Source organism: Acidithiobacillus sp. TH-A117 (assembly GCF_057473465.1).
The window spans coordinates 74042-95687 of record NZ_JBYCKQ010000003.1 but is presented as its reverse complement, the minus strand read 5'-3'; the positions used below and the strand labels follow the sequence as shown (position 1 = coordinate 95687).

General features: G+C 54.8%; 19 protein-coding genes, 1 tRNA gene and 2 pseudogenes. 10 read left to right on the top strand and 12 right to left on the bottom strand.

Annotated elements, in window-relative coordinates; translation table 11 throughout:
- Nucleotides 1-10: 10 nt before the first annotated feature.
- From AC2VLR_RS00975 to AC2VLR_RS00960, 4 genes are all read left to right on the top strand, one after another.
- Nucleotides 11-961 carry an OprO/OprP family phosphate-selective porin gene (locus AC2VLR_RS00975; RefSeq protein ID WP_486880455.1) on the top strand — a complete coding sequence of 317 codons (951 nt, stop codon included), beginning with the start codon at nucleotides 11-13 and terminating at the stop codon, nucleotides 959-961.
- Nucleotides 962-1011: 50 nt separating this feature from the next.
- Nucleotides 1012-2313 carry an esterase-like activity of phytase family protein gene (locus AC2VLR_RS00970; RefSeq protein ID WP_486880454.1) on the top strand — a complete coding sequence of 434 codons (1302 nt, stop codon included), beginning with the start codon at nucleotides 1012-1014 and terminating at the stop codon, nucleotides 2311-2313.
- 200 nt (nucleotides 2314-2513) lie between these two features.
- Nucleotides 2514-3866: a hypothetical protein gene (locus AC2VLR_RS00965; RefSeq protein WP_486880453.1), complete on the top strand. Its 1353-nt coding sequence runs from the start codon at nucleotides 2514-2516 to the stop codon at nucleotides 3864-3866.
- Between the two features lie 35 nt (nucleotides 3867-3901).
- Entirely contained in the window at nucleotides 3902-4450 is a 549-nt protein-coding gene (locus AC2VLR_RS00960; RefSeq protein ID WP_215844412.1) for an OmpA family protein, read from the top strand.
- A gap of 113 nt (nucleotides 4451-4563) precedes the next feature.
- Here AC2VLR_RS00960 and waaF read toward each other — a convergent pair whose 3' ends face one another.
- From waaF to AC2VLR_RS00930, 6 genes are read right to left on the bottom strand one after another with little or no spacing between them, the layout of a single operon-like run.
- Nucleotides 4564-5667 (bottom strand): lipopolysaccharide heptosyltransferase II, encoded by a 1104-nt coding sequence (waaF, locus tag AC2VLR_RS00955; RefSeq protein WP_486880452.1) that lies wholly within the window; start codon nucleotides 5665-5667, stop codon nucleotides 4564-4566.
- A gap of 2 nt (nucleotides 5668-5669) precedes the next feature.
- Entirely contained in the window at nucleotides 5670-6434 is a 765-nt protein-coding gene (locus AC2VLR_RS00950; protein WP_215844410.1) for an RMD1 family protein, read from the bottom strand.
- 5 nt (nucleotides 6435-6439) lie between these two features.
- Nucleotides 6440-7825 (bottom strand): FAD-binding oxidoreductase, encoded by a 1386-nt coding sequence (locus tag AC2VLR_RS00945; protein WP_486880451.1) that lies wholly within the window; start codon nucleotides 7823-7825, stop codon nucleotides 6440-6442.
- Nucleotides 7822-8913: a D-glycero-beta-D-manno-heptose 1-phosphate adenylyltransferase gene (gene rfaE2, locus AC2VLR_RS00940; protein WP_486880450.1), complete on the bottom strand. Its 1092-nt coding sequence runs from the start codon at nucleotides 8911-8913 to the stop codon at nucleotides 7822-7824. The genes AC2VLR_RS00945 and rfaE2 overlap by 4 nt, the downstream gene beginning before the upstream one ends.
- Nucleotides 8910-9275 carry a YraN family protein gene (locus AC2VLR_RS00935; protein ID WP_215844407.1) on the bottom strand — a complete coding sequence of 122 codons (366 nt, stop codon included), beginning with the start codon at nucleotides 9273-9275 and terminating at the stop codon, nucleotides 8910-8912. Before AC2VLR_RS00935 ends, rfaE2 begins: the two co-directional genes overlap by 4 nt.
- A gap of 4 nt (nucleotides 9276-9279) precedes the next feature.
- Entirely contained in the window at nucleotides 9280-11121 is a 1842-nt protein-coding gene (locus AC2VLR_RS00930) for a penicillin-binding protein activator (RefSeq protein WP_486880449.1), read from the bottom strand.
- A 34-nt stretch (nucleotides 11122-11155) separates the two neighbouring features.
- Here AC2VLR_RS00930 and rsmI point away from each other — a divergent pair, with 34 nt between their 5' ends.
- Together rsmI and AC2VLR_RS00920 are read left to right on the top strand one after the other, a co-directional pair.
- Nucleotides 11156-12031, top strand: coding sequence for a 16S rRNA (cytidine(1402)-2'-O)-methyltransferase (gene rsmI / locus AC2VLR_RS00925; RefSeq protein WP_486880448.1), 876 nt, complete (start codon nucleotides 11156-11158; stop codon nucleotides 12029-12031).
- Nucleotides 12032-12044: 13 nt separating this feature from the next.
- Nucleotides 12045-12120 (top strand) — tRNA-Phe (locus AC2VLR_RS00920).
- Nucleotides 12121-12126: 6 nt separating this feature from the next.
- Here the strand turns inward: AC2VLR_RS00920 and AC2VLR_RS00915 are convergent.
- From AC2VLR_RS00915 to AC2VLR_RS00905, 3 genes are all read right to left on the bottom strand, one after another.
- Nucleotides 12127-13122 (bottom strand): tyrosine-type recombinase/integrase, encoded by a 996-nt coding sequence (locus tag AC2VLR_RS00915; RefSeq protein ID WP_486880472.1) that lies wholly within the window; start codon nucleotides 13120-13122, stop codon nucleotides 12127-12129.
- Entirely contained in the window at nucleotides 13032-13397 is a 366-nt protein-coding gene (locus AC2VLR_RS00910) for a helix-turn-helix domain-containing protein (RefSeq protein ID WP_486880471.1), read from the bottom strand. Before AC2VLR_RS00910 ends, AC2VLR_RS00915 begins: the two co-directional genes overlap by 91 nt.
- A 193-nt stretch (nucleotides 13398-13590) precedes the next feature.
- Nucleotides 13591-13761 carry a hypothetical protein gene (locus AC2VLR_RS00905; RefSeq protein WP_486880447.1) on the bottom strand — a complete coding sequence of 57 codons (171 nt, stop codon included), beginning with the start codon at nucleotides 13759-13761 and terminating at the stop codon, nucleotides 13591-13593.
- Between the two features lie 141 nt (nucleotides 13762-13902).
- Here AC2VLR_RS00905 and AC2VLR_RS00900 point away from each other — a divergent pair, with 141 nt between their 5' ends.
- Nucleotides 13903-14292 (top strand): hypothetical protein, encoded by a 390-nt coding sequence (locus AC2VLR_RS00900; protein ID WP_486880474.1) that lies wholly within the window; start codon nucleotides 13903-13905, stop codon nucleotides 14290-14292.
- Nucleotides 14249-14911 (top strand): DNA N-6-adenine-methyltransferase, encoded by a 663-nt coding sequence (locus AC2VLR_RS00895; protein ID WP_486880470.1) that lies wholly within the window; start codon nucleotides 14249-14251, stop codon nucleotides 14909-14911. The genes AC2VLR_RS00900 and AC2VLR_RS00895 overlap by 44 nt, the downstream gene beginning before the upstream one ends.
- 751 nt (nucleotides 14912-15662) lie before the next feature.
- Here AC2VLR_RS00895 and AC2VLR_RS00890 read toward each other — a convergent pair.
- The gene (locus tag AC2VLR_RS00890; RefSeq protein WP_486880446.1) at nucleotides 15663-16325 is read right to left on the bottom strand and encodes a hypothetical protein; all 663 of its coding nucleotides are present in this window, start codon (nucleotides 16323-16325) and stop codon (nucleotides 15663-15665) included.
- Between the two features lie 651 nt (nucleotides 16326-16976).
- Here AC2VLR_RS00890 and AC2VLR_RS00885 point away from each other — a divergent pair.
- Entirely contained in the window at nucleotides 16977-17276 is a 300-nt protein-coding gene (locus AC2VLR_RS00885) for a DUF5946 family protein (RefSeq protein ID WP_486880445.1), read from the top strand.
- Nucleotides 17277-17359: 83 nt separating this feature from the next.
- On the opposite strand, the gene AC2VLR_RS00880 is transcribed toward AC2VLR_RS00885, so the two are convergent.
- Both AC2VLR_RS00880 and AC2VLR_RS00875 read right to left on the bottom strand, forming a co-directional pair.
- Complete coding sequence (locus AC2VLR_RS00880) at nucleotides 17360-18370, bottom strand: phosphorylase family protein (protein WP_486880444.1); 1011 nt, start codon at nucleotides 18368-18370, stop codon at nucleotides 17360-17362.
- Between the two features lie 482 nt (nucleotides 18371-18852).
- Nucleotides 18853-19032 (bottom strand): annotated as a pseudogene (locus AC2VLR_RS00875) (IS1595 family transposase); the annotation flags it as partial.
- Between the two features lie 902 nt (nucleotides 19033-19934).
- On the opposite strand from AC2VLR_RS00875, the pseudogene AC2VLR_RS00870 reads away from it, so the two are divergent.
- Nucleotides 19935-21198 (top strand): annotated as a pseudogene (locus AC2VLR_RS00870) (IS256 family transposase).
- Nucleotides 21199-21646 lie beyond the last annotated feature (448 nt).

Sequence of the window (21646 nt, the reverse complement as noted above, 5' to 3'; positions counted from 1 at the left end):
CCCCAATTCGGTGATTACCCTGGGTCAATCCAAAACCTTTTTCAGTATGGATCAGCTCAACAGTTCCAATGATAACGTCATGATGGAGCGTCCTTTGCTGGAAGCCCTGGATGCTTATGGCGATCGGCGTATGGGTCTGAAGTTCACCACTCATGGAGATAACTGGATGCTTGGTCTGGGCGGATTCATGAATGCCCTGGATGAAAAGCAGGTGACCAGCTACAGTGGCATCGTCCGCAGTGGAACCAATAAAACGACGGCTCTGGCTACCAAAACCAACAATACCAATCAGAGCGGCATTTATACTATCAGTGGTCGCGCCACCTATGTTCCGGTGCATAGTGAGGGCAGTGATCTGTATTTTGGTGCCAACCTGAATTACACAGGCTTTGGCGAACAGAATAAGGCGGCCTTGTATTCTACCCGTCCGGAAACCAGTGTAGCGGGCACCAAACTGTTGGAAACCTACGTCAGCAATCCCAGTTCCCAGTTTCAATATACGCTGGAAACGGCGGCGGTGGCAGGACCTTTCTCCATTGAAGGTGCCTATGTCGGGGCCAATATTTCCCGACGCAATGGGTTACCCACGGCAAGTTTCAATGGCTATTACGTGCAGGCCAGTTATATTCTCACGGGACAATCCCGTAACTTCAAACCCAAGATTGGTGAATTTCATTATCTCAAGGACATCGGCCCCGGTGGTGCCTGGGAACTGGCCCTGCGTTATGATCGCCTGAACATGAATGATGCCAAGGCCGGAATTTATGGCGGGCGCGGCGATAACATCACCGCCGGTATCAACTGGTATGCCAATGAGCATGTCCGGCTGATGCTTGATTATTCTCATGCCCACATTGGCGATATCCCGACCACGACCCCGGTGGGCGCGAGCTATGTGAACAACGCCATCTACAACACGGATTTGAATATTCTCCAGTTCCGTGGGCAGTTTTTGTTCTGATCTGATGGATACGGACCGGGCGAATGAGTGCCCGGTCCCGGGAGGATTTCATGAAAAAAACATGGATTTTTCACGCGTTGAGTATATGGGCGCTGATGGCGGGGCTACCAGCTAGCGCTGCAGCGTTGAATGTGACTGCCTTGCAGATTCCCCTCGGCGATGTGTCGGTGGCAGGACATCCCCTGCATTTGAGCGTTGGGATGGGTAGCGGGCTGGCTCAAGACCGGGGAATGCCTGCACCGGTTTTTTATAGTGTGACCGACCGGGGGCCGAATATAGCCTGTGACAAGTCAGCGAAAATATTTGGATCGCAGCTTTGTCAGGGGAAGTCGGTCATATTCCCGGTGCCGACCTATACGCCGAGGATTTACAAATTGGAGATTGCAGGAGAGCAGGTCAAGGTGCTCCAGTCCTGGCCTTTACATGCCGTCAATCAAACGGCCCTGACGGGACTTCCGCCAGCCTTGACCAACGCCGAAAAAGCGCTGAATGCCGATCTGCAGCCACTGGCAAGCAGCCCGGACGGCGTGGACAGTGAATGTATTGCCGCATTGGACAAAGGCGGATTCTGGATTGGCGAAGAATATGGTCCCAGTCTGTTGCGGGTGAATGCCGAAGGGGCGGTATTGGAACGTCTGGTTCCCAAGGGCTCGGAGCAGGCTTACGCAGGAAGTGCCGTACCCATTCGCGCAGTACTTCCCCCGTTGTTGGTGAAGCGCACGGTGAATCGGGGCTTTGAGGGCATTGCCCTGGCTCCGGATCAACGCACGCTGTTTGTGACTTTGCAAAGTCCATTTTCCAACCCGGATGCAGAAACTTTCAAACATTCCCGCAATGTACGTATTCTGAAAATCGCCCTGAATGCCCAGGGGGACTTTGAAAAAATGGCGGCTGCTTATGTATTTCAGGTGCCCCGGGCAGAGCAGCTGGCTCCCGGTGCCAAACAGAAAGATGTCAAGGTTTCTGCCCTCAGCGCAGTCAATGATCATGCTGTACTGGCCATGGTGCGCGCCGGTAAAGGGCTTCAGGTGTATTTGCTGAACTTTGCCCATGCCAGCAGCCTGTTGGGGACGGCATGGGCCAAGGCGGAAACCGTCCCCAGTCTGGAGGCCCGGAATAATCTCGAGCAGGTGGGGATTAGACCGGCCAGGACGACACTGATTTACGATGCTGCCGTGGGAAAAGCCAAGCTTCCGGAAAAAGTCGAAGGTATGTCTTTAGTCGAGGGTCGGACATTGGTGTTTATTACCGATAATGATTTCGGGATTCGTGGTGAACAGACCGAGATGGTCCGTGTTCCACTGGATGCTGAGGCTGTGGCGCGGCTGCGGCAGTCCGCCAACCAGGCTTGAAGAAATATTGCGCTCTTCGCCGGTTCGGGAAGAGCGCAAAAACTTTCCATAGACCTTCTCAGCGGGATTCTTTATGCATCACTCGATATATTTTAATGGATATGACGTCATAAAAGGTTCATAAAACTGTCATCATGTTGTCATATTGCTTCATTAACATGCCCACAGTGTTGCAAAGAACCCTAAATCGAGGAGGTCACATGTTGAAGAAAACCCGCGTTGCCGTTGCACTGTTTGCCGCCCTGAGTAGCTTTGCTGCGGTCGCTCATGCCGACACCAGCTCTACCGGAAATACCCTGGCTGATTTTTTCATGCACAGCAAGGTGGATGGACAGATTCGCTCTTATTATTTTGATCGGTTTTTCGGGAAGAATGCCACCAATCTCAGCGCATTTTCTCTGGGTGGCTACATTAACGTCCACACCCCTTCCGCAGCCGGTTTCAGTGCTGACGTGGGTTTTTACACGGCCAATAGTCTCGGAGCCAACCGGACCAACCCTGATGTGACACTGATGGGCACCGCCAACTCCATCAATGCCCTGGGCCAAGCCTATCTGCAATATGCCATCCCTGATGTCGTGATGATTCGCGCCGGTAATCAGGAGATCAACACGCCTTTCGTCAACGGTTCTGACTCCCGCATGATCCCGGCCACTTACCAGGGGATTTTTGCGCAAGTGACGCCTTACTGTGGCTGGAATATCTATGGTATGCGTATGTTCCGCTGGAAAAGTCGTACCTCCGGGGATTATTACCGTGACAACTTGTACTATCCAACCAGTTTTGACGGTGATCCCATTTATGGTGGCGCTGCTGATTTGCCAGCTAATGAACCAGCCTCTAATGGGATTCTGGCATTCGGTACGAGCTACAAGCGATATGGTATTGATGCCCAGGCCTGGTACTACAATTTCTATAATTTTACCAATATGTTCTACGGTGATGCCAGCTATACCCTGAAAACAGGTATGGGACTGAATCCTTTCCTCGGTGGACAGGTGGTTCGTGAGTGGGATGCCAATAGTCGTCTGAACGGCAGTAATCCTGGCGTTGGTGAGATTGACCACTTCAAGGGTGATGGCGTCAATAGTACAGCCTGGGGTGTGAAGGGCGGTGTCGAATACAATCTGGATAATGCCATTTTGGGCAAGGGCGCTCTGACCGTTGCATATAACGAAATCCAATATCATCCGGGTGCCATCGGTGGCGGTGCTATTGTTTCGCCCTATACCGTCGGTTATGCCACGGATCCCCTCTACACCACGTCCATGATTCGTGGTCTGGTGGAAATGGGCCCCGGCCATGGCTGGAAAATCGGTCTGAGCCAGCATTTTCTGGATAACAGCTTCTTGTTCCAGACGGCCTACGCCCAATACCAATTGCAGGCAGCGGGTTATGCCAATGATATTTATGGCGACCTGACTTACTTCCCCAAGGGCTTCCTCAAGGGTCTGTCCATTCGTGACCGGGTGGAAGTGGCGCATGGTGGCGGGTTACCAAATAATACCGGCTACTTCATCTATAACCGCGTGATGTTGACCTACGCATTCTAAGCAGGCGCATGCTACCAAATCTAGGGAGAACAACGATGATTGCCAAGAAACATGTATTGCTCGCAGTAATGCTGATGGCGGCGGCCGGTTGTGCCGAGGCCCCCTTTCAGGGTTGCCCGGCGCACAAAGCGCCGGTAGCGGCACCTGTGCCCGCGCCAGCTCCTGCACCCGCGCCTGTAACTCCAGCCCCCATTGCGCCGGTACAGCAGACCGTCCTGCAGAGCAAGCCCATTACCATCACCGGTATCAACTTCAAGCTCAACTCCTCCAAGTTGATGAGCCATGACATCAAGGTGCTGGATGAAGTGGCGGATTTCGCCCAGAAGCATGACAGTGCCGTACTGGACGTGAATGGTTACTGCAGTAAGGTGGGCAGTTATGCCTATAACCAGCGCCTGTCCGAACAGCGAGCCGAAAGCGTGGCCCGTTATCTGGAAGCCCATGGCGTGTCCCGTTCGCGGATGGTCCTGAAGGGGCACTCCTATAATGATCCAGTGGCCAGCAACGCGACCCCCCAGGGCCGTTTTGCCAACCAGCGGGTGGAAATCAATTCGACCATTCAGGTGGAAAAAACTGTCAACTAAAAGTCAAAGACCATCTGCAATGTAAAGACTTACCTCTGCAATGCTTCATGGCATTGCTCCTCCTCTCCTCGCCCCGCTCTGCGGGGCTTTTTTTGCCGGATTCTCTGGCCAAGCTATGGAGGAGAGAGTTGCTGGAGTACCTGTTCTGGCAAAAGATCTTCCATACAGCGATGATGTTTGAGAGGGCATTCTCTTTTGCCGCAGGGGCTGCAGGACAGCCCGAGGCGCAAGGCCACAGCTCCGCTGGATAATGGCGGGGTCATGTCCAGGGGGGTTGATCCATAGAGAGCAATGACCTGGCTGCCGACGGCACCGGCAATATGCATCAATCCCGAATCGTTACTCACGGTGAATCTGGCCAGAGACAGCAAGTCGATGGCTTCCACCAGCGAGGTTTTGCCGCCCAGATCGCGCGCTTCAGGTACGGCGGAAGCGATGGTCTGGGTGATTTCGGTATCCTTGGGGCTACCAAAAAGCCAGACTGACCATCCTGCGCGGATCAATTGTTGTGCCAAACGAATCCAGTGCCGGACCGGCCAGCGTTTGGCCGAGCCATATTCGGCGCCGGGCGCCAGGGCCACCAGATTGGGACCGGGGCGGAGCATGCCCAGACGCTGCAGCGTTGCGGCTAGCGCGTGTTGATCCACCAGCAGCCGTGGTGCGGGTAAGCGGGTGGGTTGGGGCAAGCGCCGAGGCAGACCCAGGGCCACAAAACGATCGACGGTCCGTGGCAGTTGTTTTTTATGCAGTTGGCGACGATCATTGAGAAGAATTTTCCGGGCCTGGCCGCCAAAGCCGGTGCGTACCGGAATCTGCGCCCAATAGGGCACCAGTGCCGATTTCAGGCTGTTGGGTAAACAGATGGACCAGTCGTATTCTTCTTTCTGGAGTGTTTCGGCGATATTACGACGGGCTTTCCAGCCTAGTTTGCCGTGAGGAACCTCCAGGGGAATGCAACGCCGTACTTCGGCCATGCGCGAAGCCACCGGCAGGCTGGCCGGCGGGGCGAGGACATCAATCTGCAATTTGGGCCAGCGGCGGCGCATGACCTGCAATAACACCTGGGCCATGACCATATCCCCCACCCAGGCAGGGGCGATGAGCAGCAGGCGGGCGGGATCATAAGTCCGGGCCAGACGGGTGTTGTGCGCGGCAAAAGCATCCTCTTCGGCAAAAGGCGGCTCGCTCTCGGCGGCCAGGGCCAGCTCCTCGCTCATGCTTATTTGCCCAGCAACATGATCAGAGCTTCCACCGTAATCAGAATAATGATGATCCATTCGAGAATGGTTTCCCGATGATGGCGGCTGGCCACAATCATGATCTCCAGACCTTCATGAATGGCATCGAGTTTTTCATCCAATGCCCGAAAGCGACTGGTGAGTTCCAGATCGGCGGAAAGCTCCTTGGACAATATTTCCAGCCCTGGTGTCTCCCAGACAATATCGGGATTATCCAGCACCGCAAGGCGCGACAGGATTTCCGTGCGGGTGGCCGAAGTGGAGGCGAGAAAGCGCAAATGGCCGCCGCGCCGCCCGGGGAGGCGACCCGTACGGGTGACTTCCGAGAGCAGATTCAGGGTGGTTTCCAGCAGGGTTTCGACGGCTTCTTCGTGAAGTTCCAGGGCCAGACTCTGGGCCAGGCGCAGGGCCACCAGGAGGATGCGCTCTTCATCCAGATATTTGAGAGTTACTCCGTCGCGTCCGACCGCATCCCGGTCACCGGTCTTGATATTTAATTCTTCGACTTTGGGATTGCTGATGGCGGTAAATTCGGCTTGCACGCTGGCGATGATTCGGGCTTGCAATGCGGGTCCCGCCCCGAAAAAACACAGTACCCCGGAGCGGAATATGGCGACCCAGGCATCACCATCGCGGAGCAGACGATGGGCCGGATTGTCATCCACAAGGTCCATATCAAAGGTTTCAGACCAGTTTTTCAGGGCAATATGCCGCACGGGTTGAATCGCGTGAAGAATGCTACTCATGCCATTTATCCTTCCGGGAGCAGTTTGCCCGGATTGAGGATGTTCTCCGGGTCGAAGAGTTTTTTGATGGCGCGCTGTATGGCGAGATTTTCCGGGCTGAGCTCCAGGGGCAGAAAGTCCCGTTTGCTGGTGCCAATGCCGTGTTCACCAGAGAGCGTACCTCCCAGCCGGAGTACGGTCTGAAACAGTTTTTGCAACCCCTGTTGAGCATGGCGCATTTCTTCACGCTGGTCGGGATGCACAAGGAAATTGACATGCAGGTTGCCATTGCCCGCATGTCCAAAACTGACAATGTGCAGGGAGTGCTCCCCGGCGATGTTTTCGATGGCTTCCAGCAGTTCGCGCAGGCGACTGACGGGAACCACCACGTCTTCATTGATTTTCAGGGGGGCCATGGCCTTGGTGGCCGGAGACAGGGATTTGCGGGCGGCCCAGAGTGCCGCTGTCGCTGCTGGGTCCGTTGCTTCCCGGGTTTCCAGATGGCCATCACCGGCCAGGGCTTGCTGCATGGCTTGCAGTTGGGTGGGAATGGTTTCGCTTTCGCCATCCACTTCGACCATCAACAGCGCCTGGCTGTCCGCTGGCAGGTCGGTTGCTGCGCCCATGCTGCGGACGGCTGCCAGGGCGTGGGGATCCATCAATTCCAGGGCACTGGGAGTGTGGCGCTGGGCCATGATCCGCTGGACAGCCGCGCAGGCACTGGCAGTGCTCCCATAAGCGGCGCGCAGGGTGGCTTTGGCGCTGGGTAGGGGCAGCAGGCGCAGGGTTACTTCGGTAATCAGTGCCAGGGTGCCTTCGCTTCCTACCAGCAAGCGGGTCAGGTCATAGCCAACCACGCCTTTGCTGGTGCGGACGCCGCAACAGAGGGTTGCGCCGCAGCCGGTGACGGCGCGCAGCCCCAGGACATAATCCCGGGTAACGCCATATTTGACTGCATGGGGCCCCCCGGCGTTCATGGCGAGATTGCCGCCAATCCGGCAGTAGGGGCTGCTGCCGGGATCGGGCGGATAAAAAAGCCCGTCCTGCGCAACATAGGCATTGATTTCTGCGGTGATGAAGCCTGCTTCTATGGTGATGGTCCGGTCCACGGGACTGTAGTCGCAGATTTTCTGCATGCATTCAAAGCTGATGACCGCGCTGCCGGGTACGGGTTGGGCGCCCCCGACATTGCCCGATCCTGCACCCCGGGGAACCAGGGGGAGATGATGGCGGCGGGCGATGTTGACGATGGCCTGTACTTCCTCATGACTGCGGGGAAAGAGGACCAGCGCCGGCATACAGCTTCCCGGCGTGTCGTCGCGACTGTAAATGGCCAGGGTATCCGGGTCATCCCGGACGCGCTCACTGTCGAGGGCGGCTCGTAGCGCGGGAAGAATGACGGCGATGCTCATGGCCGCGAACCCCGGATTTTTTCGAGAAGAGCGCTGGTGCTGCGCTGGTGGCGAAAAGGAATGCTGAGCACCCGTCCACCCCGGGCCTGCACGGCGCTGGCGCCGACAATGCGTTCTACCGGCCAGTCACCGCCTTTGATCAGTACATCGGGTTGCAGTTTTTGAATGAGCGGCAGGGGCGTGTCTTCGTCAAACACAGTCACGAAATCGACGGATTGCAGGGCGGCAAGCACGGCCATGCGGTCATCTTCCGGGTTGATGGGGCGGTCTGCTCCCTTACCCAGCCGCCGCACGGAGGCGTCACTGTTGACCGCAAGCACCAGGCAGGCTCCCTCGGCGCGGGCTTCGGCGAGATACTGGACGTGACCACGATGCAGAACATCGAAAACCCCGTTGGTGAAAACCAGAGGGCGACGATAGCCGCAGGCCTGCTGGAGGGTATCCCAATCGCGCAGGATCTTGCTGGAAAAAGAGGGCGTGGTCTGATCGGTCGCCGGAAAGTCGGTCTCGGTAAAGGCTGCATCGACCTCCGCACAAAGGGCGTGGATGAGCACCAGATGGACTTCCTGGATGCGGGCGGTACTGTTGTCGGGAACCCGCAGTTCAATGTCTGCAGAACCCAGAAGCCCGGAAATCTGCCCGCCATCCCTGCCGGTCATGGCCAGAATCCACATGCCCCGGGCCTGAGCGGAACGGATGGCCTCCACGACATTTTCAGAGTTGCCGGAAGTGCTGAAGGCTACCAGACAGTCGCCGGGTTTGCCCAAGGCTTCCACCTGACGGGCGAATACCCGGGCATAGGAGGCGTCATTGGCAATGGCGGTCAGGACACTGCTGTCGGTGCTCAAAGCAATGGCAGGCAGTGCCATCCGGTTGCTTTCAAAGCGGTTGACCAGTTCCGAGGCGAGATGCTGGGCGTCCCCCGAGGAACCTCCGTTCCCGCAGCTCAACACCTGGCCGCCAGCCCGTAGGGTCGCCACCAGACGGGTGCTGGCCGAGGCGAAGGGGGCAGCGAGCATCTCTGCCGAGCGTTCCTTGCTGTGGATGCTGGCGCGCAAGGCGGCATCCAGGGCGTTATTCCTGATCATGGGCTGGGTACTCTGAAAGCATCACGAATCCATTCTGGCGCTGCGTCGCCGTCAATGGCAATGACATCAAAGCGGCAAGGACGCAGACCATGCCGGGGATTACGCAGTAAAAAAACTTCGGCTGCACGAATCAAACGTTTCTGCTTGCGGTGATTGACGCTGTCAGCCGCGCCGCCTTGCCGGTTGTGAGTGCGCTGGCGGACTTCCACAAACACCAGTGCCTCTTGATCCAGGACGATCAGGTCGATTTCTCCGGAGCGACAACGAAAATTGCGCCCCAACAGTTTCAATCCAGCATGCAGTAACAGGTTCAAGGCGCGATCTTCACCTTGCTGACCGAATTGCTGGCGCGGCGAAGGCATAAGCTCAGGACCCTGTTTTAGGAATCCCCGATAAGGGAACTATGGCACCATTTTCTATTTTCATCCAATCCATATCCCGAACGATGCGTCCCGCTTTGCCAAAATGCAGGGTGCCGGTGGCTCCTTCAATAGGCTGGCGGAGTTTTTTGGCAAGAATGCTTTCGGCAAGCGCATAGGCATCCAGTCCAAAAGCCGCCATCCGCCACTGCGTGGCGCTGGCATTGGGCAGGGTGCTGTGGAGCAGTGCGGCAGCCCGGGGCCGGGTAGTGGCGGGCTGGACAATCCAGGGCATGTCTACCGAAGCAATGCCGGAGAGGTCGGTGGCGTCGGCAGGGAGCGCTGCGCCATGTAACAGTGCGGGACTGAAGATCGGGATACTACTGTTGATGGCACGGATGGCGGTGACTGCCGCTTCGGCATTGTCCGCATTGGCCACCAGAAAAACAAAGGCGTGGGAGGCGCTGGTACCGCTCAACAGTTGCTGGGCCTGTCCGTTGAGAGAATGACCCGGTAAATAGGTCGCGACACCGGCCACGTTCCCTCCCAGTTTTTTCCAGGTCTGAATGAAATCCGCCTGGATGGCTGCGCCACTGGAATCCTGGGGGTAAAGCACGTAAACCTGCCGGTACCCTGCCCCGTAACCCTGATCGGCAATCTGCCGGGCGGCCACATCCCGACTTAAACTGAAAACATACAGTCCCGGCTGTTGTACCCCGGCATCCGTACCCAGAGCAATCACCGGAGGTTCTGAAGGTTTGCGGACCCCCGCCACCGCATTGATGTCTTGCGGCAACCAGGGGCCTACAAATATCTTGCAGCCTTCTTTCACCCCGCGCTCAAAGAGTACGGCCGTAAAACTGGGGTTGCCGGTGCTTTGCAGAAGCTTGACGGCGGGACCGGCCTGGAGTTGTGCGGCTGTTTCCATACCGGCACTGATGGCCTGGGACAATTCCGCATAGGGTCCGGTAGAGGGCAGAAGCGCACAGATTTCTCCACCGGGTTGCTGGCTGGTATCTGCCACGTTCAGTTCGTCATGGCTGGAGAAGTTGATGGGCGGGTGCCCGGGATGGGCTGCCATCCAGGCATTGATGGCGGCTTTGCGTTGCTCTGGATCCGGGTTGTGGCGGCTGATCAGGGCAATGGCCAGCCACTCCTGGACCAGCGGATTGCCACTGCGACCCTGCCAGTTTTGAATGCGTGCCGAAGATACGGAGTCGAGCAGGGCGTGAATGCGCTGGTGGTTTTTGGAAATGGCAGGGCCACTGAGCAGGCTGTCCCGTTCGATTAAAAAGTTCAGGGCAGTCAGTTCATGACCTTCCTGGGTGTAGAGGGTGGCCAGAGTCCCCATGGCCTTTGCCCGAACATTCTGGGGCGTGCTGGCAATGGTCAGGAGTTCTTCCAGGTTACCTTTGGCCCGGGGTGTTTGTCCCTGGTCCATCAATCCCTGGGCACGCACCCACAGAGCTTCACCGCGCAAGGTATTATCCCCCTGCTGCAGGCGCAGGACTTCATCGGCCAGGAGTACCGCAACCTGGGGCTTGTTTCCCTGCAGGGAAGCTTGTGCGGCCTTGAGAAGGTAGTGCAACTGGGCTTGACCCTGAACGGCCGCTGCCGCCTGGATATAGTCTTTGGCGGCTTCCAGGTCGTGCCCCTCTGCGAGCAGCGTGTCTGCCTGATGAGCGCTAGGGGTTTCCGGAGGATTGGCTGTCGTGACTGCCGGGTTCGGGGCAGTGCTGATCACGGGCGCTGTCTTGTGTGGCATACTCGCGCAGGCACTCAATGCAGCAGCGAGGCCGAGGGTCGCAGTCAGGCGCGATAAACGGAACAGGCGGTCAGGCAGTTTCATGTGCAGAGTGTATGGAGAATAGGGCGGTGGTTCAATGACTGAAATACGTTCGGGGACTGAAATACGTTCGGGGCGGTTGACGATTATCGCAACGCCCATCGGCAATCTGGAAGATCTTTCGCCCCGGGCCGGGCAGGCGATTGCCGAGGCCAGTCTGATTCTGGTGGAAGACCGCCGCCACGCCCAGCGTTTGTTCCAGCATCTCGGCGTGCAGCCCAAAACCCTGGCCTTGCACGAGCACAACGAGCGGGCTTTGGCGCCGCAAATCGCCCAGCGTATTGCCGGAGGTGAGTGCCTGGCCTTGCTCTCGGATGCCGGAATGCCGCTGATTTCCGATCCGGGTTTTCCCTTGCTGGCCCTGCTGCGCGAACAGCAGTTGCCGGTCACCGTCATTCCCGGTCCGAATGCGGCTGTGGCGGCCTTGTCCTTGTCCGGGTTGCCCAGTGACCGCTTCGCTTTTGAAGGATTTCTACCGGCCAAGGGAGGTGCGCGGCGAGCGCGTCTGAGCGCGCTGACCCATGAATCCCGCACCCTGATTTTTTACGAAGCCCCCCATCGCATTGTCGCGACTCTCACGGACATGGCAGCGCTGTGCGGTGCTGAGCGGCCCGCAGCACTTTGCCGGGAGTTGACCAAAATCTATGAGGAATGTCTGCGGGATACCCTGGGCGGGATTGTGGAGCATTTGTCCCGGCATCCCGATAAGATACGCGGTGAAATGACCCTGGTGCTGGGCGGAGCGCCGGAACGGAACCCTGGAGAGATGGAAGCCGATCGCTGGTTGATCCCGCTCCTGGAAGAATTACCCCTGACCCAGGCGGTGCGTATTGCCGAAGCGCAGAGCGGCTTGGCCCATCGCATTGTATATCGTCGTGCTCTGGCCTTGACTTCCGGACGCGACCCCGCTTAAATACGCGCTCTTGGCCCAGATAGCTCAGTCGGTAGAGCAGAGGACTGAAAATCCTCGTGTCGGCGGTTCGATTCCGTCTCTGGGCACCATATAAATCATGATGTTACCAGTACTTCCGGAACAATGGTTTTTGCCGCTTGTGTCGTGTTTGTACCATGAAGGTGTAACTCGCTGAGCACTCGGTCAATGCGCATCGAGTCTACCGCCAGGTGTTCGGGCGCCAGATGCGCATAGCGCCGGACCATTTCTACCGACTCCCATCCACCCATTTCCTGAAGCCTTTCCAGCGATGTGCCCGCCTGCACATGCCAGGAAGCCCAGGTATGCCGAAGGTCATGCCAGCGAAAATTCCGAATATTCGCCTTCTCCAGAGCCTTGGTCCAGGCATGGGTGTTGGCTCGCTGTACGGGCTTTCCCCGATAAGTAAATACCCGCTCGGGATGTTTACCAGTTTGTCGCAGCACGATGGCCATGGCCGTAGCATTCAGGTTGATACCGATAGCTTTGCGGCATTTGGCCTGATCCGGATGAACCCAGGCGACGTGCCGGGCCAGGTCTAACTGCTCCCAGCACAGGCCCGTGACATTGGCCTCACGCAGACCCGTTGCCAGGGAGAACTCAGCCATATCCCGCAAATGGGCGGGCAAAAAGGGCAATAGCCGCGCCGCCTCTTCCGGGCGCAGCCAGCGAATGCGCCGTTTGGGTTCGGGATACTGGCGCAGTTTGGGTGCATGATAGAGCCATCCCCATTCCACACAGCGGTTCAGAATGGCACGGATTAGCGCCAAATGGCGATTGGCCGTAGAGGGACTGGTTTCCTTACGCTTGATTTCCAATACCTCCTGTATCCGGGGGCGGGTCAATTCATCCAGAAAACAGCTCCGAAAGTAAGGCTGTAACCACGCCAATTCCGTTATATCCTTGTTCAGACTCGCCTTGTCCTGTCGTTCATCCAACCAACGCAGCCCGGCATCGTCCCAGGTCATCCGTGGGAGCGCGCCTAGCTCGATTTGCCGCCAGGCCTCGCCCTTGAGCCGGTCGTGCAGCTCTTGGGCTTGGCTTTTTTCCGTTGTTCCAGCAGAACGTCTAATCCGCTGGCCGTCCGGCGCCGTGAAGTCGATCCAATAGGTATTGCCACGTTTGTAAAGCATTGCGGTACCTCCATATTCAAAGAAGAAAGAGAAGGCGCCACTTGCCAGGATTCAGGATAGTGTTTGCGGAGATAGTCCGCAAGGGCGTCTTCCAGAAAAACCCAGCGTTTTCCGGGCTTGGCGGCAGGAACTTGTCCCGCTTTGGCCCGCCGTCGCAGTTCCTCTTTGCTGAGGTGCAAAAAGTCGGCTGCCTCTTGAAGATCTAGGGTTTGCATGCTGATGACTCTTTTCTGTTCCGATGATGGGACTAGCTTAATGCCCTCCAGAGGGGGTTTGCGGAACAATAAACGGCTATTTTCGCGTTTTTTCTCACTATCAAAGGAGATAAAATGAGAGGAGTTACCATTGACCAGTGTTGTACCGGTTTGTGCATCGGACCGCCCGGCATCCAGACCGGGCGGCTCGTTTTTATCGTGGGTGGGTTTCCTCCCGCCAGGCGACAGCCGCTTCTGGACCAAACAGTATCTCCACGAGCCGTTCTTCGGCTTCACGCTGTTTGCGGACGGCTTCTGAAAAAGAAAGAATCTGGGCACCCAGCTGCTGCGGGGCGTTTTTTTCTGGGTCATTTTTAGGGGACATAAACATTCTCCGGTGGTGTCAGATGTTGATTGCGAGAGTACATCTTCATTTTACCACGGGTCCGTGGGGCAAAAATTTGCTTCCTTAGATGTCCATCCTCCGACGGGGGACGTGCCTTGTCTGTTTTTCTGGAGACAGGGGATGCCTGCGCGCACAGATAGGCCAGGCGGAGGGCGCTATACCAACGACAGAGGAAAACAGAAAAAACGCGAAAATAGGCCCTTATTCCTTCACAAAAGGGTTTTCGCTCTGGATATGCTGTTCTCCATGAAATCATTAACGACGGAGATGGACATGGCCAAATATCTTTTGACTGCCCCGCAAGTGGCGCTGATTTATCAAAAATCTTTTTATTTAATAGTATGTTATAGGAGTGAGCTCCGTCTGTTGGAAGTGCGGCAGGATGATGGGCGGCGGTTTTACCCTGCATGGCCTTGGGATCAATTTGATCCCGCGCCTCCCTTCACTTGGGGAGGAATACCGCAATATGGGTGCTGTGTGCACTTCGCCAATTTTCAGGGAGTCATCTAAAATGTCATCAAAATCCCCACGAAAAGTCGGACGTCCCCGGAAATATCCCACAGATAGGGCGCGCTGGCGGGCGAGCCAACAGGCCCACCGAGAGCGCCTCAGACTGGAAAACCAAGCCAACAAAAGCCCGGTGATTTTTTCTTCAAAATCGTGGGAATGGTATACCCCGCCGGACCTCATTGAAAGCGTTTTGCGTTTTTGGGGAATCCTGGAGTTTGATTGCGACCCAGCAAGTCCAAGGGTTGATGGACCGGTGCCAGCGAAAATCCGTTATACCATCAGGGAGGATGGGCTAAGTCAGCCATGGATGGGCAAGGTCTGGCTGAATCCTCCTTATGGTCGCCAACTGGGGTTATGGGTGCAAAAAGCCATTGCGGAAGTCCAGACAGGCCGAGCGGAGGTAGTCTGTCTCCTTATCCCGGGGAGAACCGATACCCGCTGGTGGCACTCGCTGATGGATGCGGGGGCACAATTCCACTTTCTGCCGGGAAGAATCAGATTTCTCCGAGAAAATGGGGAGCCTGGGGATGCCAGCCCATTCCCCTCGGTATTGGTGTTTTTGGGACAGCAGCACGGGGATGATGGTAACAAGAACACGTTATGTGCATGGCCTTACTGAGCCATTGCTTAAACATACAGAGAGGGTTAGCGAGTGAGTTTTTCGGCCCAGAGGGTAGAGGAGGCCCCATCTATAAAAGGCAAAATTGTGCCTGTTCTCAACAAACAAAATAGAGCCGGTGAGACTGGCTCCAGGTGGGTTTTTTGGGGGGGTAGGATAGATATCTGGGTGTGGACCGCGATGAAGATACATCCCCATTCTGAGGGGGGGCGACACTTTTTAGTCAAGTCGCATTGCGGTTTTTCAATGGAACATGTTTCGGGAGTCAAACCAGGTGTCACCCAAGGTGTATAGACGTCATCGAAAGGTCATCAAAAAACGCTATCACAACAACGGCCGGGGCCGATGCGCTCTGGTAATCTGCTGCTTGGCCGCCAGTAGCGCCGGTGACTTATCCCCACCCAGTTCCAGATGTTACACAGAAACAATAAGGAGAGCGCAAAAACTGTGACCGCAACCAACCCGGATATAAAGCAAGATAGCGACCACCGTTCATTATCCGGTTCTTTGCGGTATTTCCGCCAGGCGTAGAAGGCGACCCCCAGTGCAATAAGGGCGATGACGAGAAAAATGCACCCAACCAGCAGATGCTACAGGGCGTCCACATACGCAATTTGCGTGAGCTGCGGTGAGATAGACATAGCCATAATCCTTTTCAGATAACCGAGACAGAGGAAAGAAATACGCTTCAAAACAGAGGGCATGCCGGGCAAGCCACGATTGCTATGGGATACCCGGCATGTACATGAGGCTACAAGTCGGCTAGTAGAAACCGCGGAACCAGACCCGGGCGGCGCTGCAAAGCCTGCATCCGTTCCTGCTGGTCCACAGGATCTTCAGCCTCTGACAAGAACCGGTACTGGCCGAGCGTGGCAGTGGGGAACGCATTGACCAGAAACTTGATGATGGGCTTTTCCAGGAATTGGAACAGCGCATGCGTCAAATCCATTTGTGGGTCGGTCCCGAGCGGCCCCAAGGGGCGAGCCAGCTGGGCAACCAGAATAATGGCCCTATCCTCATCCCACATTTCAAGCGAGCCGGGCATAACCTTCCATGCTAGTTGTGCGAAAAAGAGAGGATGCACCCCACTGAAATCCAGCAAGGTGGCTTGCCAGGATTGCTGATGGGGAACATTCCAGAGCCGCTTTTGCCCTTCCACCTTTTTTTGGAGAGCAGCGGCATCCAGTCGGTAGTACAGGAAATCCTGCTTCTGAGTGACGGCTACCAGGAGCATTTCCTGGTTGGGACGCGGGACGAATCCGAAAAAATGCCAAGTCCCTGCGTGGGAAACGCAATAACCACATCCTTCTTCTGTAAGAGACCATTGCTGGAAATCTTGTTCGCGAAACGTTGCAAGGTCTTTCTGGTGGATATAGTTGGTCAGGCGTTCTTCGTAACGGTTAATAGACTGCATGGTGATGTTCCTTGAGTAACGTGCGGTATTGCACTAATTCAGATTACCACACGAAAATATGGGTTTATTTTTTTGAAGCGGCTCTGATCTTTGCCCATTTCATCGCTTTTTTAGGAGAAAGTTTCCGCTGCTCTGGGCGAACCAGAAGGGTGCGCAAGGTCGGTTTTCGGAGAGGGGGAAAAGGTCGAAATAGGGGTAAGGACGGATTATTTTTGTTATGTCGGGAAATACGGCTATATGCAAAACCTGATTGGCAACCTACGGCCTTAGTGCCAAACCAGGACGATATGTGCTGCGCCCCTGGGTTGGAAAAAGAAAGTCTGTGAGGTGAGTACTCTTGCTGGTTAAATGCTTCCTGTAAGGTTTTACAGCCGACGGCCGAAGGGCGGGTTAAGACTGGAAGCGGTCATATGAATAGGCTAAATTATGTTTCATACTTATTGGGGTGGTGTGGGGGGATTCTCCGATTAGTCATGTGGTTGGGCATCCAGATAAATTTAGGTTGCGATAAACAGGTAGAGACAGATGTGATGCCAGAGAATTGGTGGCCCGGAGGGGTGAACGGAATTTAGGCGAAGTGGGTAGGGCGGCAGGGATGCCGTCTAAATTACGTTTTAGGCATCACGAAGCACCAACTGCGCTCAACTGTCCATGAATTCTTCGCGCTGCTCCGGTTGTGGCTTGGACCTGCAGACCATCGACGGGCCGGTACACCGCTATATGGAATCAACGCCAGCCTGTTGGGCAAAGTACGGTGAACTGCTCGCGCGGGAGTACGAGAACTCTGAGTACATGGCCGTTCATCGACTGACCGTTGACACGTATGCCGTTCAACATCCAGGCACGCCGTCTCCCCAGTCAATTCAATCAGTCGCAGCGCATCTGATTTCAATGTACGCGGTGCTTCGTACTGTATTCAGTGTACATCTTACATTCTCCATATCTAATTAATGATATAATAACTCGCTATTGACGGCGCCAAGCATAGCCACAGAATGTACGCATACATTTGTCTCCAGCATGGACAATCGTTGCTATCTCTCACAACCGTCCACCAAACCACGGGGATCCGTTGGGGTTTGGTAAAAATAGTTCGGATACGGATCGCCAGACGGATAACCATATTCTCTGTGAAGTAGATTATTGCCGTAAATTTTTATAACTCTTAGCATTATTTTATCACTGATGTTCTGCGTTATTTGCGATGCCGTTTTCCGATGTGCACCCTGAGGAGGAACGCCGTTTCCATTAAATTCAAATATACTATCGGATATGGTGCTCACCTCTATGAAAGGAATATTGGCCAGCTTTGCAACCGTAGCGGAAAACCAATCGCCATCTTCATCAACCTCATGAAAAACATCATCAGTTTTCTTTATAAACGATTTATCGGCAAGCCACATTGAAGACGTTCCCTGTATTCCATAATAATATATTTCAGGCTTTTGTACTTTGAATTTGCCATTAATCCACGATGGCAACTTCTCTCTGTCAGCAACGTATTGCGCCGCACAAGCGGTATATTTTTCCAACTTTTTGTTTAGGTAAAAATATTGATAATTCTTAAGACTTGACTTTCCGGAAAACTCATCTGGGATGATGTGACCAGTTGGCGACATGTAAAAATCTGCAAAGTTTACTTGCTTTGTCCCTATAACAATATCGCCTACATGCATCTGTCCTGGCGGAATATGAGCGCCAGATGTCCCAGGATATAACAGAGCTTTTATATGAAAGTGATCGACCATAACTTGCGCGGTAAGCGCGCGCGTATACTCTCCGCCAAATGGCTGGATGCAGATAACTACAGGAACCTTATAAATACTTCCGATTTGATAATCAAATTGACCTATGTGAACTGATTTAATCTTCTTAAACTTTTTAAGGATGACGGCATAATGAGCAGGCCCTACGGGAATGAGCAGCCCTAAATACCCACTACCACCCAGACCCGCGCGTTTTTGATCGGCCTGCGCGCCGCCCACGGAAAACCATAGGAGACAAAAAGCCGATAAAATACTAATAAAATGTCGTGCAAATTTCATGAGTTTGTAGTTCCTATTTGTTTTACAAAAAATCGTGATCGAGTTTCGAAATAAAACCAAAACCTGGCCACCTTTTCGTTTCACCGCACTCAAAGATGCCCGGCACCAATCGGATGCGGTCGTGCCTTTGACCCCATACACCTCTGGGCGGTGTATCTCGAAGAATTCATCTATCGACTATAATCACTATATATTGCGTACTATTAAAGTGCTATTTCATCGTGAGTACGCATCAAAAAACGCAACACGGAACAAAGGCGCGCGAACCGCATGATCAGGCATGCCATGCCCCATGGCGTGTTAATCAGCGTTATTCGTTAGCCACCTGTCAGCATCTGGATTTTACCGCACCATGCCGTGGAAATCTGCTCCTCAACTTCCTGAATTATGGTAACAATTGCCGGAATATTACTTTATCCATGGGTGAACAATATTGACGCTGATTTCTGTTGAAACCTGACTAATCCCAAGTGCTGTTTGACAGCCTTAACATTCATCGCCTTGAGGGGCACATCCAGCTCCTGCACCACGCGCCCATAAATGGAGATGCCATCCGCACAAAGCAGGGTGTCCTTGGCAAAGATCGGCTTGAGCACCTTGCCAACTGCTTCGCTGTTGACCTTTTTCAGGACGGCGTCTGCGGTTTGACCGCCCCGACCCCGGCCATTCTGTCCATGCGGCAACCGACCTATCCCGATGCCGTGCTCATCCGGCTGGAAAAGCTGGAACGGGAGATTTAGGTGCTGCAAAAACAGGTGTAGGACACCGCTGCCAAAATTAGTCTTGGCGGCATCCTTTGACTGACTTACCCTGAGGTGAATCTGGTATTGCTTGGGTGTACAGCGGCGGACCTTGACGTGCTCTTCCAGCAGGCCATTTTCCTTGAAGCGTTGCATACAGCGCCTAGCCTGTCTGGGGTCCATTTCGGCCAGGTCTGCGGCCAGACGCACGGGGCCGATGTAGTACCAATACCCATCCTCTCCCTTTGTTGCATTTGACAGTATGAAATTATGGGTCCTTTTAAATTTCAGGAAAGTCTTCGTAATGTAGGGGATTGTCCGAAAATGCGCAATTTTAGGTAGCGCGCATATACGGGGCTGTTGGGATTAAAACCGCTTTTTATAACGTCCGAGCTGGTGACCTATCTGGTTTGGACGGACTCATGGTCATTGCGGATCGCGGAACAGATGTTCTCCCTCGGCATCCATCGGACAGGGGGCCTGTTGCAGGATTTCCGCAACGCGCTGTTCCAGCATGTCCTGCAGCAGATCCTGTTGTTAGAGTATGTCGGCATCAAACCCTGCGGCCAGGGCTTCGCTTGGGGATGGGGTGGATGCCTCGGCTTTATCGGGTACGTGAATGGCCGGTTACGCTGCTTATGTATATATATACATAAGCAGCGTTATGTATACCTCGCGATTATGTATAGTGCGCATGTGGATCTGGCTGTAAGCCCTGTCAATGCGAGCTATGATCGAATCTGGTGTACAACTGACTTGAGTAAGGTGGCGTACTGTTGCTACAAAGGGTTTGCAGACCAAGTAAGCAACGTAAGGAGTACGCCGTGGAAAAGAATACTGTATTTGAGGGTGGTATGGGAGAGTTGGGCGTGGGGATAGAAGGCGTGCTGCGGCGTGCGGCACGTTCCCTGATCGAACAGGCCATAGAGACAGAGGTGGCCGTATTGCTGGAAGAGTTTTCTGCTGTACGGATGGTCAATGGCCGTCAGGCGGTTGTAAGGAATGGTTATCTGCCGGAGAGAGAGATCATGACTGCCCTGGGCCCTGTGCCGGTGAGGGTTCCCAAGGTACGGGACCGCTCAGGTTCGGGGGTGAAGTTCAATTCGGCACTGGTGCCCCCGTATGTGTGGAAATCGCGGACGGTGGCGGCCACGGTCCCCTGGCTGTATCTGCATGGGGTATCGTCTGGTCATATGCAGGAGGCGCTTTCCATTCTTTTGGGCGAAGAGGCCAAGGGACTTTCCCCGGCGGTATTGGGGCGGCTCAAGGCGCAGTGGGCGGAAGAGCATGCGGCCTGGCAACGCCGTTCTCTGGAAGGTAAACGGTATGCCTACTGGTGGGTGGATGGTGTTTATACCAACCTGCGTGCGGAGGAGGATCCGCGCATCTGCCTGCTGGTGATTATTGGCGTGACGGCGGACGGGAAGAAGGAACTGGTCAGTGTCAGCGACGGCCTGCGCGAGTCCAAGGCCTCCTGGCTGGAGATACTCCGTGATCTCCAGGCGCGGGGGCTGGAAACCGCTCCTTTGCTGGCGATTGGAGATGGCGCCATGGGCTTCTGGGCCGCATTGGATGAAGCCTATCCGGCAACCCGCCAGCAGCGCTGCTGGGTACACAAGACCGCCAACATCCTCAACGAACTGCCCAAATCCAAGCAGGGCAAGGCGAAGGCGGTACTGCAGGAAATCTGGATGGCGGCAAACCGGAAGGACGCGGAGAAAGCCCTGGAGGTCTTTGTGCGCAACTACCAGGCGAAGTATCCCAAGGCCGTGGCCAAGCTGGAAAAGGATCGGGCGGAATTGCTAGCCTTCTATAGATTATCCGGCCGAACATTGGCGACATATCCGCACCACCAATGCCATTGAATCGACCTTTGCCACCGTGCGTCACCGGACATCGCGCACAAAAAACTGTGTATCGCGCAACAGCTTTCTGGGACTGGGCTTCAAGATGCTGCAGCAGGCAGAGAAACGCTGGATTGGGATTTATGCCCCGGAGAAAGTCCGAGACCTTTTTACTGGAGTGAAATTTATCGATGGATTACCGGCCAACCAGACCCTGTCGGAGAACCAACAGGACGCCGCCTGAAGCTATGGCAGGAAATGCTGATACACCAGAATTGACTATAGCTCTGTCAATGCGGGCCATTTGGTAGTATCGGTATCGTGATTATCTACATAAAATTGGTCGATTCATTGTGTGTGGTTACCACGACAGCGCTCCGTATGCGCCACAAATCAACACCCTGCTACCAGGTTGATCGATGGTCACAATGCTGATCAGAGATCTTTGGGCCACCATTAACTTAATGATTGTAAAGGTGGTTTCCTGTGAATCCTAGCACTCCTTCCGATCTGGAATCCTGACACCAATATTAGGCACTGCCGGTGTGCAGCCATCTTGCCGGTGACTCCAAAACAGCGCTTATTATGTAGAGCTCGCGAGCAAGGTACGTCTTTAAAACCCATTCGCAGCAAGGCTCTCAGCTATTCCGCTATACATAATCGCGAGGTATACATAACGCTGCATACCTGTC